Genomic DNA, 12510 nt, shown 5'->3' on the forward strand with positions numbered 1-12510 from the left:
CAAGGGGTCAGGGTTTGAGGCTGGAAGGGCTGCCGAGCGGGGCGGCGGTGTGCCGTGCATCCGGCTCAGCCTTGGACGGGCGGCGCGGGTCACCGCGCGGCGTGGTACGGGCGAAGAAAATCACGATGGCCGCCAGCAGCGAGGTTGCGGCGAGCCCGTAAAGGCCGCCTTGAATCGAGCCGGTGGTCTGTTCCAGAAAACCGAAGGTGGTGGGCGCAACAAAGCCGCCGAGGTTGCCGATGGAGTTGATCAGCGCAAGGACCGCTGCGGCGATGCGTGCATCCAGATAGCCCTGCGGGATTGGCCAGAACAGCGCCGAAGCGGCCTTGAAGCCAATCGCGGCGAAACAGATCGCTACAAAAGCGAAGACCGGCCCGCCGATGGTTGACATGAACATGCCGACCGAGGCGATCACCAGCGTGACGGCAACCCAGGCTTGCTGGTGCTTGAAGCGCGCCGCGAGGGCAGCAAAACCGTACATGGCGACAATGGAGATGATCCACGGCACGGAGTTGAACAGCCCGACCTCGAAGTCGCTGAAGCTGCCCATTTTGCGGATCATGCTCGGTAGCCAGAAGGTTGCGCCGTAAATGGTCAGCGCTATCGAAAAATAGATGAAGCAGAACAGCATGATTTGCCGGTCCGCCAGCAACCTGAGCAGCGTAGGCCGGACGGTCTGCGTGGCTTCGCGCTGGCGTTGCTCCTCGGCAATGGCGGTGGTCAGCGCGGTTTTTTCTTCATCGCTGAGCCAGGTCGCTTCGTACGGGTGTGACTGCAACCAGAACCAGACAAAACAGCACAGCACGATCGACGCGAAGCCCTCGATCAGGAACATCCACTGCCAGCCGTGCAGGTTCAGCCCTTCGACACCCAGCAGTGCGCCCGACACCGGGCCGGAGATCACCGACGCAATTGCCGAACCGCTGAGAAACAGCGCCATGGCCTTGCCGCGATCACTCGACGGCAGCCACTGGGTAAAGTAATAAATAATCCCTGGAAAAAAGCCGGCCTCCGCTGCGCCGAGGACAAAACGCAGCACGTAGAAACTGGTTTCACCCTGCACGAACGCCATGGCCATCGCCGCTGCGCCCCAGGTAAACATGATGCGCGTCAGCCAGGCACGGGCGCCGTAGCGTTGCAGCAGCATGTTGGAAGGCACTTCAAACAGTGCGTAGCCGACGAAAAACAGACCCGCGCCCAGCCCGTAGGCCGCCGCGCCAATGCCCAGATCGGTTTCCAGATGGCTGCGCACAAAGCCGATATTGACCCGGTCGATGTAGTTGACGATGAACATCACCACGAACAGCGGCAGCACGTGGCGTTTCACCTTGGAGGCCGCACGGGCAAGCACCGTGGGGTCCGAAGCACTAAGGACGGTATTCAAGAGGTGACTCCCATTCATTTCATTGTTTTTTTGGGGATGAGTCGATCATGAGTGGGTGTATTATTCCCGTCCAATCCAGTTATTGACTTGATTGATACCGGGAGTGGATCAATGTTCGAGCTTTCTCAATTGCGCTGCTTTACCACGGTGGCCACCGAGCTGAATTTTCGTCGCGCTGCCGAACGGCTCAACATGACTCAGCCACCGCTGAGCCGGCAGATTCAGTTGCTGGAGCACAACCTCGGCGTCGCGCTGTTCACGCGCAGTACGCGCAGCGTGGCGTTGACCGCCGCTGGGCGAGCTTTTTTCATCGAGGCGCAGACGTTGCTGGAGCGCGCGCAGCAGGCGGCACTTTCCGCCCGGCGCTTTGCGGAGGGTGATATTGGCTCGGTGACTATCAGTTTTGTCGGCAGCGCGGTGTACGAGTTTCTGCCCAAGGTGATCGCCGAGGCGCGGCTCAAGCAGCCGCAGGTGAAGATCTCCCTGACTGAAATGAACACTTACCAACAGCATGAGGCGCTCAGGGCGCGGCGTATCGACTTGGGCATCGCACGAGCGCCGCTGTTTCAGCCCGGTTACGAGAGTGAATGTCTGGTGCGCGAGCCCTTTGTGCTGGCGGTGCCAGGCAATCATCCTCTGGCAATTGCTGATACGGTCGGCGTGGCAGACCTGGATGGCGTGCCGTTTCTGATGTATTCGCATTCGGCCTATCCGCCGTTCAACGAACTGCTGACCGGCATGTTTCGTTCGGCACGCGTTGCGCCGGAGTATGTCCAATGGCTTGGGTCATCGCTGACCATCCTGGCCCTGGTCAATGCAGGCATGGGGCTGGCGCTGGTGCCGCGTTGCGCGACCAATGTGGTGTTCAGGGACGTCGTGTTTCGTGACATTGATCTGGGTGAGGGCGTGCAGAGCGAACTGCATCTGGTCTGGCGCGCAGACAACGACAACCCGGCCTGCAGGATGCTGCTTGAAGCGATCCGCGCCGCCGTCAGGTCTGATGAAAAATAAGTCTGAAACACCTTGCAGGTGGCTGGCATCAACTATCATCTGTTCAGTCGATAGTCATCATCAAGCAAGGCAAGTTCTGTTTTTCCGGCAAAGGAGGAGGATGGCGTCATAGCCACTTGCTCCAAAGGGAGACGACGCGATGAGAATGTTCAATCTGTTGACGCTTGCTGCCGTATTAAGCACCAGCATGGTCTTCATCACGCCAGCCAGCGCTGCCGTCTCGTCTGTCTCTGCGGCCTCTGAACAGGTCTGCCATTTCGCACCCGTCGCCGATAGCGCAGCCAGTCTTCAGCACACTCAGTCAGTGGGTGTGATGTACAGCGAAAACACCGTCAGTAACCTCCAGTACCTGAACAACTACCACTCGGTAGCGCTCAGCAGCGGGCAGAACGGCGCGCTGGATTCGCGGATTCGCAATGCATTCATCAGCAGTTCAGACCCGAAACTGGCGACTGACTGGCTGGTCGGCTCATTGAAGAAAGAGTTCGCCTCGGTAACGGTTTACGACAGCCTTGATGCGTTGGTGCAGGCGCGCCCTGACGTGGTTGTGATGCTCGACACCTACAACCGTCTGGTGAGCAAACGTAACAGTCAGGTCGAAGCGCGTTTCATGGCGCGATTCTATGACACTCACCTGCAATACATCGGCAAGGCCGAGGGCGAAGTGGTCAGGGAAATGACCTCGGTCTGGGTGCAGGGCAAAGCCGCCCCGGAGATCGCCGCGCAGATCGATCAGCAACGTGACCTGCAAGTGAACGCCTTGAAACAGTTCGATGCGTCGCTTAAGGCGCTGGTGATGCAGGCTGATCGGGCCCAGGTGGCGGCGAACTGAGCGGGTCTGCGAGCGTGCTGCAGGACGCCTATCGTTATGCACAAATCCTGAAATGCCCGTAGATTGGGCCTCTGCCCGGAGGGCGAGCGCTTGTGTGGGAGCGGACAAGCGAAGCGTTGATTTGGTCAGCCCATACCGGCTTTAGCTATTGATGACCTGCGCGAAGTTCTGGCTGAACGCGAACTGCGAGACGCCCAGTACGGAGGTGATGGTTCGCGAACCGTTGGTTTGCAGCTGAATCTGTCCGCAGTGGTTGTCTTGTGGCGTGATCTGCGTGTTGACCGACAGGTACTGTTCATCAACTTTCGTCGCTTCGATGCCCCCAGCCATCAGCATGGTCGCCAAGGGATCGAAGATCGGCACGGGATAACCTTCTGCGTGCGTACCCGATTTGGTTTCAAGCACTTGCCTGACCAGCGTGGCGACAGGGTCGGTTGCCGTAATCTGTTTTGAGTAAGTGGCGTCAAGAATGACCTGATTACAGACGTCCAGCGGCACCAGGGTCAAGGGCAGGCTCGACCCGAAGACGATATTGGCCGCGACAGGGTCCACGAACACGTTCCATTCTGCATAGTGGTTACTGCGGTAAGACTCGCCCTGATCCCACGCAGGCTGCACGTCATTCAATGCCGCGACGTTGCCGTCAACATAGACAGCACCCGCCATGGCCACAATCTGGTCGATCATCTGCAAGTCTGTGGGCTGGCTGCTCAATGAAAGCATGTTGGCGATATTGGTAAAGCCGCCCAGAGAAAGAACAGTGATTTTATCCTGGCTGTTCTTCACGGTCTGATACATGAACTCCCACGCTGGAAGAGTCGATACTTGCGGTAACGCTGCAGGATTGAGGGTGCCAAGAAGCCCCATGACGTCATTCATGTCATTTTTGAATGGCTGCGGAAAAACGGTTGTCGTATTCAAGTGGCTGATCAGTGCCGCGTGCGACAACGGTATCGAGCTGATTGCCAATGCCCAGCAAATGCTGGGCGATGATGACGCCCCAGCCGAGGTCTGTTTCGCCACATCCAGTGACGGTAATACCGATGATGTCGATATCCGGTCTTTTCATCAGGTAGGCGATCGACAGTACGTCGTCCCAACCCATGTCCGTATCAATAATGACTTTCCTGTTCATGACAGTGCTTCCTGGCTATAGGTTGAGGGCAGGTCGAGCGTGCGCTCGAACAGGTTACCGCCGATTTATTTCAGTTAAACCGATGCACGGCTCGGTTTTACCGTAAAGAATTAATTACATCCGCCGAGAGCCTGACAAGCGAGCTGATCAATATCGGGCTTGCAGGATGAGCAGTAAGCCACGTGTGCTTTGACTGTGGTAACAGAGAAGCCTTGCGATGCTGAAAAAACTAGCGGGTGCCTTGCGCACCCTGATGTCTGTGCCTGCCGATAACCCCAGGCTGCTTGAGGCCCAATACGTCGCGTTGTCCCGACAACTGCCGTTGATGTACTTTGTGTTGCTGGTCAACACCTGGGCGCTGGCCTTCACTCACCGGGAAACCGCGCCTGTGTGGCTGACGCTGCTGGTGCCGTTGTTGCTCACGGTCATTTGCGGCATTCGTGCCCGCAAATGGCTGCTCACGGTTAACCGTCCGCCGCCAGCCGCGGCAACCATTCTCGCGACCTTGCGCGGCACCAACAGCCTGGCCGGCGTCATAGCCGCCGGTTTTGCTGCATGGTCGCTGTCGCTTTACCCCTATGGCGGCCCCTATGCCCAGGCGCATGTGGCGTTTTTCATGGGTATTACGGTGATCGTCTGCATCTTCTGCATGATGCACCTGCGGCCCGCAGCGTTGACCACGGCGGTGGTGGTCAACACGGCGTTCGTTATTTTCTTCGCCTCGACGCACAACCTCATCTTTATCGCCACGGCGGTGAACATCGTTTTGGTGTCGATCGGCATGCTGATCATTCTCCATCACCAGTACCGCGACTTCACAAGCCTGGTAGACGTTCAAGTGCGCACCGAGCAACTGAGCAACGAAAATCTGTTGCTGGCCAATCAGGACAGCCTGACCGGCCTGCCGAACCGTCGGCAGTTCTTTCAGACCCTGGACGCCGCCATGAGCGAGGCGCTTGCGCTGCGCAGCAAGCTGGCAGTGGGGGTGCTGGATCTGGACGGGTTCAAACCGGTCAATGACCTTTATGGCCACCGTACCGGCGACCGTCTGCTGATGCTGGTCGCCGAACGGCTGAACAGTGTGGCGAGCGACACGGTGCAGGTGTCCCGACTGGGCGGCGACGAGTTTGCGCTGGTCATCAAGGGTGACATCAGCAACGAGGCGTTGCTTGCACTGGGCAAACACCTGTGCGACCTGATGCACGAAAGTTTCGAGCTGTCCGACATGCCGATCCAGATCGGCGCTACGCTGGGCATGGCAACGTTTCCGGCCACCGCCGATAACGCGACTCAGCTGTTTGAATTCGCCGATTACGCGCTTTATCAAGGCAAGAACCATAACCCGGGAACCACCTGTCTGTTCTCTGCCAGCCACCGTGAGCAATTGCACACCGATGGCGTGACCGAGCAGGCATTGCGCCGAGCGAATCTTGAGACCGAGTTTCATGTGATGTTTCAGCCGATCATTGAAAGCTGTACATGCGAAACGGTGGCTTTCGAGGCGCTGGCGCGTTGGAACAGCCCGGAACTGGGGGCGGTGTCTCCGGCGCATTTCATTCCGATTGCCGAGCGAATCGGCATGATCAACAAACTGACGGCGCCCTTGCTGACTCACGCGCTGGAAAAGGCCTTATCGTGGCCGGCGCCCATCAGGTTGTCGTTCAACCTGTCGGCCCACGACTGCGCGACGTGGGAGAGCGTCAGCACGATTGTCGAAATCATTGAAAACAGCGGGTTCGATGCCTCGCGGCTTGATCTGGAAATCACAGAAACGGCCGTGATGCAGGATATCGCCCAGGTACAGCAGGCCATTGCGCAGTTCCGGCAACTGGGCTGTGGCATCTCGCTGGACGACTTTGGCACCGGTTTTTCAAGCCTGAGCCAGTTGCATGCGCTGGCGCTGACCAAGCTCAAGATTGACCGCAGCTTTGTCACCGGCGTGCATGACAACCCGGCGAGTTACAAGATCGTCAAATCGCTGGTTGCCTTGAGCCTGGACATGTCACTTGGCTGTGTGATCGAAGGCGTCGAGACGCAGGATGAACTCAACGCACTGACCAGCCTCGGTTGCACGATGGTGCAAGGCTACTTCTACAGCCCGCCGATCAGTTTTGCCGAGACACTGGCCTGGCTTGAAACGCCGGATGACGAGCGTGCGTTCGGTTACACAGCCTCGTGCCGTATCTGACGGGGCGCGCACAGGCCATGCACCAGCGTGTACGTGGGGTAAGATGCATCATCTGACCCCCACGGAATCCTGTTCATGAGCAAACCCGGTCAAACCATTCTCGTTGCGCTGCGCAAGATGATCGCATCAGGCGAGCTGGCGGCTGGCGAGCGCTTGATGGAAGTGCCGACTGCCGAGTTGTTCGGTGTGTCACGCATGCCGGTGCGCATGGCGTTTCGCACGCTGGAACAGGAAGGCCTGCTGGTGCCGTTCGGCGGGCGCGGTTTTCAGGTGCGCTCGATCAGCCCGCAGGAGATCGCCGGGGCGGTTGACGTGCGAGGTGTTCTGGAAGGGCTTGCGGCGCGGCAGATGGCCGAGCGCGGGTTGACGCAGGACGCGCGCGACGCGCTTGAGGCTTGCCTGGTGCAGGGCGATGCCTTGTTCGACAAGGGCTATGTCACCGAAGATGACCTTGAGGTCTATCACGACATGAACATGCGTCTGCATCAGGTGATCGTGGCGGGCAGCGGTAATCGGGCGATTGCCGATGCACTGGCGCGCAACGACCACCTGCCGTTTGCGTCAGTCACGGCGCTGGCGGTGGATCGCCACAATCTGATTCGGGAATATCGGCGCTTCAACTTCGCGCACATGCAGCACCATGCGGTGGTGGATGCGTTGATCAACGGGCAGGGTGCCCGCGCTGAGGCATTGATGCGCGAGCACGCCAATGCGACCCTGCGTTACGCTGACATTTTCGGCGCTGGCGTGCATGAGCGCATGAAAGTCATTCAGCGCCCGGACTGATCAGAGATCGAGCACCAGCAAAGGGGTTTTAGAGCGCGAGCAGCAAGGTGTGAACTGATCGTTCAGCGCTTGCTCGTCTTCGGTCAGAAACAGGTCCCGATGGTCAGGCACGCCCTTCAAGACGCGGGTCAGGCACGTGCCGCATACCCCTTGCTCGCACGACAGGGGTATATCTATGCCGTGGCTTTCCAGCACCTGAGCGACAGTCTTGTTGGCCGCAACGGCTATGACCTGGCCGGTGCTGGCGATTTCTATCGAAAAGCTGCCGTCGTTGCTGGTGTCCACCGGCTCGGCGGAAAAATACTCACGATGCAGATTGTCCTCGGTCCAGCCGGCAGCCCTCGCGCTGTCGAGGATGTGTTGCATGAAACCACCCGGGCCGCACACGTACAGGTGCGTCTCGGCGTCTGGATTGGCGAGCACTCTGGAGGCGTCCAGCGCGGTATCAGGCTGCTCATCCAGGTGCGCTCTGCAAAAGGTGATTGTCTGAGACGCTTGATAAAGGCGCCGCGCTCTGCAGAACGAATGCAGTAATGCAGCTCGAAATCCGCACCGTCCAGCGTGAGCTGCTCGGCCATGCACAGGATCGGCGTAATGCCGATGCCGCCGCCAAACAACAGTGTGCGACGGCTGTTTTCCGCCAGTGGAAACAGATTGCGCGGTTCACTGATGCGTAATTGCGCGCCGGGCTTTATCTGCTCATGCAAGGCGCGTGACCCGCCACGTGATGCGGGGTCATTGAGCACGCCGATCAGGTAGCGATGGTGCTCGTTCGGTGCGTTACACAGCGAGTATTGCCGAATCAGCCCGTCAGGCAGGTGCACGTCAATGTGTGCGCCGGCGGTGAAGGGCGGCAGTGGCTGCCCGTCGGGGCGCGCCAGTTCAAAGCTGCAGATACCCAGTGCTTCGTCGTTACGCGATAACACGGTCACGTCGATCATGATGTTTCCTCGGGCGACCTCGACAAGGGCCACTTCTGATTGTTTTCAAACGTTTCAGCGGGGCGAGGTTTATTTAACCGCCGCCACAGGGATCTGGTTGGCAGTGTCAGCCTGTTCAGCGGCGATCAGGCGCTCCAGAATCTTGCGGGACTGCACGCCGCCTGCGTCGATATTGAGTTTGAGCAGGTTGCGATGCGGGTGCTGAAGCAGGTTCAGCTGTTGGCGCTGGAGCATTTCCAGGTCTTCGCTGAAGATCTTGTGCTGGCCTTCGCGAATGGTGGCTGTCAGCTGTTCGTCAGCCGGTTTGAAATTGCGCGCCATGCCCCAGAAGTACCAGATGGAGGTGTCGGTTTCAGGGGTGATGAAGTCGACCACAATGCTTGATGCCTTGAATTCATGAGGGGCGTGATAGCCGCCTTTGCCGGCGTGGGCCACGCCCACTTCGATCAACACATGGCTGGGCGGCGTGAAGCGGCAGATCTGCCAGCGATCCACCGGCACGTCGTCGGCCAGGTTGTTGCCGCGCAGGGCCATCTTCCAGAACGGCGGCGGCATGATGTTTTCCATGTGGCGCGCGGTAATGACTTCCTCGCCTTCGACGGTGGTAACTGGCGGCGCTTCGTCGATTTCCTTCTGGCCGATGCTCGACGCGTGCACGTAGGTTTCGTGGGTGAGGTCCATCAGGTTGTCGATCATCAGGCGATAGTCGCACTGGATGTGAAACAGGCCGCCGCCATAGGCCCACTCGTCGCTGACCGCCCACTCCAGGTGATGGATCAGCGCCGGGTCTGCTTTTTCCCGGTCGCCCGGCCAGACCCAGATAAAACCGTAACGCTCGACCGCTGCGAAGGTCTTGTTGCAGGGGAAGCCGCGAACCCGCTGGCCCGGCATGGAGGCTGTCTTGCCATCGCCCCCCATTACCAGCCCGTGGTAGCCGCACACCAACTGGCCGTTTTCCACGTAACCCAGCGATAGCGGGGCACCACGGTGCGGGCAGAAGTCCTCTACGGCGACAATCTGTTGGTTCTGGTCGCGATAGAACACCATCTTCTCGTTACAGATCTGCCGCCCCAGCGGCTTGTCGGCGACTTCATCCGCTGTACAAGCGACGTACCATGCGTTTTTCGGGTGCATGAGGGTTCTCCACGGTTCGGTTATTGGTCTTATGGATCCACAGGCTTATGCATGTTGCTGTCCTCGTGATTATTAATGCCACAGGAGCGCGATTTAGCCAATGATTAATTTCATTAACTAATATTTAGTGGATCCATAGCGAATTATTCAGCGGGCTTGTTCTGCTGCCAGCGCTGCCCGTAACAGGGGCGCCAGCGCCTCGATCAGGGTCTGAACGGAACGCAGTGCGCGACAGTCAGGGCGGGTCAGCAGCCACAGGTCGGTGCTGCAGCCCTGCAACGGCTCGCTCAGATGCTCCGCGCCGACCAGACCTCTGGCGGTGAAGTCGGTCAGCGCTGCCACGCCCAGTCCGGCCGAGACCAGTTGCGACACCGCCGACATGTTGCTGCAGCGGTAGCGCGGAATCACGGCGGGAAAAGCCTGCTTGCGCCAGATCACCGAGGGGTGATCCGGCATCGAGTCGTCCGGGCTGATCCAGGGAACCGAAGCCGGGTTATGCTCCAGCGTTTCGCGGAACTCGGGGCGACCGCAGATAACGTATTCAGCACGCCCCAGGCACCGCCCGATCAGGTGCTCGGGCGGCGTATTGGTGAGGCGCAGCGCAATGTCGGCATCCCGACGGCTGAGGTTGGCGAAGGCGTCGGAGGTGGCCAGCTCCAGGGTAAGGGCAGGGTACTGCGGCATGAATCCGGCGAGTGCCGGCAACAGCAGGCTGTGCAGCACGGCATCGGTACACGTCAGGCGAACCGTGCCGCTGATCACATGCTCACCTTGCTGCAGGGCAACCCGTGCTGCTGCGAGGGCCAGTTCGGCGTGTTCTGCCTGCTCGGCTATTGCCTGAGCCGTGTCGGTAGGGATGTAGCCACGCCGGTTCTTTTCGAACAGTGCTGCGCCAAGTGAAGCTTCAAGGCGGCGGATGGAGCGAAATACGGTGGAAATATCGACCTGCAGCAGTTCGGCAGCACGCGCCAGGGTCCGGCCGCGAACCAGTGCCAGCACCAGCGCAAGGTCGGCGTGGTTGATCTCGTATTGCGTGGCTGTATATTGCATCGCTGCACAGTTCCTTTGCTGAAATGCCCATGTCTGTTGCGTTAATGACTATCCTAAACTGGATTTATCTTTGCCGGATAGGCAGATCTGCGCTGCCCGGTTGTTTGATTTCACACAGGATTTCTCTATGTCGCGCCTCCCTTTGATCGGTGTCACCGCATGCCGCCAACAACTGGGCAAGTACTCGTCCCACACGGCGGGCGATAAATACGTCGAAGCCGCCGGGTTTGCCGGCATTCCGGTGATCCTGCCAGCACTCGAAGTGCCCACAGAGCCTGCGCAACTGCTGGCTTCGCTCGACGGCTTGTTGTTCACAGGGTCGCCATCCAATGTTGAGCCACACCATTATCAAGGCGCTCCAAGCCTGGAAGGCACCGCTCATGATGTGTTTCGCGATCGAATGACGCTGCCGCTGCTCAGGGCTGCGATTGCTCAAGGCGTGCCGGTGTTGTGCATCTGCCGTGGTTTTCAGGAGTTGAATGTGGCATTGGGCGGCAGCCTGCATCAGCGGGTGCAGGATCTGCCGGGCTATCTGGATCACCGCGAGCCGCAAAGCGAGGTCTTGTCGGTGCAGTACGCGCCGCAGCATGCGGTAAGGGTGCAGGCTGGCGGGTTACTGGATTCGCTCGGCCTGGCATCGGGGTTCGAGGTCAACAGCCTGCACAGCCAGGGTATCGACCGGCTGGCAGCGGATCTGCGCGCCGAAGCACTGGCGCCTGATGGCCTGGTCGAGGCGGTTTCGCTGCCCGGTGCACCAGGGTTTGTGCTGGGTGTGCAGTGGCATCCGGAATGGGCGTTCAGGGACAATCCCGTGTCATTGAGCCTGTTCAGCGCGTTTCGCCAGGCCTGCCAGACCTATGCGCGCAGGCGCGGTGATGCGATCAGCGGCTGAGTGTTGCCGGCAAACGTGATTTAATATCCGGCTTTGCGGCCTTGGGTAATGGACGATCCATTGCGCCGGGGCGCTGCCTCATTCACCGGATATTTTTTTCGCATAAGGCCACTATGGATACGGGAGCACGACTCAAGCTGGTGCGTGAAAGCTACAAGCTGTCGCAACGCGAACTCGCCAGACGCAGTGGTGTGACCAATGCCACGATTTCCCTGATTGAACAGAACCGTGTCAGCCCCTCGATCAGCTCGCTCAAGAAGCTGCTGGAAGGCATCCCCATGACGCTTGCAGATTTCTTCACCTTCGATCAACCGCCCGGGCAGGATCAATACGTGTTCCGAGCCGGTGACCAGCCTGATCTAGGGCGCAACGGAGTGCGACTGCTGCTGGTCGGTGCAACCCTGCCGAGCCGGCAGATGCGTTTTCTGCGCGAGCAATACGCACCGGGTGCGGACTCCGGCGAAGAGCCTATCGTCCACAACGAAGGCGAGGAGTGCGGGCTGGTGACACGCGGCACGGTCGAGCTGACCATCAATGGCCAGGTCAATATTCTTGGCCCCGGTGACGGCTACTACTTCCCGACCACCTTGCCGCACCGGTTTCGTAACATCGGGCAGGATGAAGCCGAGATTATCAGTTCCAATACGCCAGCGAACTTCTGACTGACACACCTGAACGCCACTCAACTGACCAGCGCTGCCGGCGCATAGCCCTGCGGGTTCACACTGCCGCTCACGTTGCTGTCGAAATAGCGCAGCGGCTCGCGGACACTTTCGCCCACATGTGCCGAGGTCAGCAAGGCAGTCGCTGCGGGCGTACCCGTGCAAGGCATCTGCTGGTACCCCATCCGTGATTATCCCGGCTGGGATGACGCCCGTTATTGCCCGGCGGGCTTGCTGGGTTACGCGAATGGCCAGGGCCAGCGCGCTGCGTATCACCCTTTGCAAAAGGCACTGTGTGACCGCGCGAGTGAATTTGATACCCTCATTCGACAGAAAGGCGGAAATTTTCCCATCTGAATGATGGATTCCGGGATGCGTGAACTTTCAAATGAGGCGGTTTCAGAGGCTGAGTGCAACACCCGGCTATTGAGTTAGGGATGGACTCTCATGATGCTTGGACATCATTTCCGTCATCATTTCGATAGGGCATCTGTA

General features: G+C 59.2%; 10 protein-coding genes and 3 pseudogenes. 7 read left to right on the forward strand and 6 right to left on the reverse strand.

The genetic code is table 11. The features are described 5' to 3' along the window. Nucleotides 1-7: 7 nt before the first annotated feature. Nucleotides 8-1351, reverse strand: a complete 1344-nt coding sequence (locus DW49_RS0119110; protein WP_024420755.1) for an MFS transporter — start codon at nt 1349-1351, stop codon at nt 8-10. A 144-nt stretch (nt 1352-1495) separates the two neighbouring features. On the opposite strand from DW49_RS0119110, the gene DW49_RS0119115 reads away from it, so the two are divergent. After that, the gene (locus DW49_RS0119115) at nt 1496-2395 is read left to right on the forward strand and encodes a LysR family transcriptional regulator (protein WP_005618175.1); all 900 of its coding nucleotides are present in this window, start codon (nt 1496-1498) and stop codon (nt 2393-2395) included. A 139-nt stretch (nt 2396-2534) separates the two neighbouring features. After that, nucleotides 2535-3227, forward strand: coding sequence for a hypothetical protein (locus DW49_RS0119120; RefSeq protein WP_005618173.1), 693 nt, complete (start codon nt 2535-2537; stop codon nt 3225-3227). A gap of 141 nt (nt 3228-3368) precedes the next feature. On the opposite strand, the pseudogene DW49_RS01000000128595 reads toward DW49_RS0119120, so the two are convergent. After that, nucleotides 3369-4362, reverse strand: a pseudogene (locus DW49_RS01000000128595) (nucleoside hydrolase). Nucleotides 4363-4579: 217 nt separating this feature from the next. Between DW49_RS01000000128595 and DW49_RS0119130 the strand changes: the two are divergent. Beyond that, nucleotides 4580-6550, forward strand: coding sequence for a putative bifunctional diguanylate cyclase/phosphodiesterase (locus tag DW49_RS0119130; RefSeq protein WP_024420756.1), 1971 nt, complete (start codon nt 4580-4582; stop codon nt 6548-6550). Nucleotides 6551-6625: 75 nt separating this feature from the next. Next, nucleotides 6626-7336: a GntR family transcriptional regulator gene (locus DW49_RS0119135; RefSeq protein ID WP_003379548.1), complete on the forward strand. Its 711-nt coding sequence runs from the start codon at nt 6626-6628 to the stop codon at nt 7334-7336. Here DW49_RS0119135 and DW49_RS01000000128600 read toward each other — a convergent pair. The 3 genes and pseudogenes from DW49_RS01000000128600 to DW49_RS0119150 form a co-directional block, all read right to left on the reverse strand. Further along, nucleotides 7337-8277 (reverse strand): annotated as a pseudogene (locus DW49_RS01000000128600) (PDR/VanB family oxidoreductase). 69 nt (nt 8278-8346) lie between these two features. Continuing rightward, entirely contained in the window at nt 8347-9411 is a 1065-nt protein-coding gene (locus tag DW49_RS0119145) for an aromatic ring-hydroxylating oxygenase subunit alpha (protein WP_005618168.1), read from the reverse strand. A gap of 147 nt (nt 9412-9558) precedes the next feature. Then, a complete protein-coding gene (locus DW49_RS0119150; protein ID WP_005618167.1) occupies nt 9559-10461 on the reverse strand; it encodes a LysR family transcriptional regulator in 903 nt (300 codons plus the stop codon). A gap of 127 nt (nt 10462-10588) precedes the next feature. Here DW49_RS0119150 and DW49_RS0119155 point away from each other — a divergent pair, with 127 nt between their 5' ends. Continuing rightward, nucleotides 10589-11353: a gamma-glutamyl-gamma-aminobutyrate hydrolase family protein gene (locus DW49_RS0119155; protein WP_005618165.1), complete on the forward strand. Its 765-nt coding sequence runs from the start codon at nt 10589-10591 to the stop codon at nt 11351-11353. 113 nt (nt 11354-11466) lie between these two features. Then, nucleotides 11467-12015 carry a cupin domain-containing protein gene (locus tag DW49_RS0119160; RefSeq protein ID WP_003379541.1) on the forward strand — a complete coding sequence of 183 codons (549 nt, stop codon included), beginning with the start codon at nt 11467-11469 and terminating at the stop codon, nt 12013-12015. A 20-nt stretch (nt 12016-12035) separates the two neighbouring features. Here DW49_RS0119160 and DW49_RS1000000133160 read toward each other — a convergent pair whose 3' ends face one another. Continuing rightward, complete coding sequence (locus DW49_RS1000000133160; RefSeq protein WP_169338187.1) at nt 12036-12200, reverse strand: hypothetical protein; 165 nt, start codon at nt 12198-12200, stop codon at nt 12036-12038. On the opposite strand from DW49_RS1000000133160, the pseudogene DW49_RS1000000134075 reads away from it, so the two are divergent. Continuing rightward, nucleotides 12136-12372, forward strand: a pseudogene (locus DW49_RS1000000134075) (beta-glucosidase); the annotation flags it as partial. The gene DW49_RS1000000133160 and the pseudogene DW49_RS1000000134075 sit on opposite strands and share 65 nt — an antisense overlap. Nucleotides 12373-12510 lie beyond the last annotated feature (138 nt).

The sequence above is a fragment of the Pseudomonas avellanae BPIC 631 genome (assembly GCF_000444135.1).
Lineage (GTDB): Bacteria > Pseudomonadota > Gammaproteobacteria > Pseudomonadales > Pseudomonadaceae > Aquipseudomonas > Aquipseudomonas avellanae.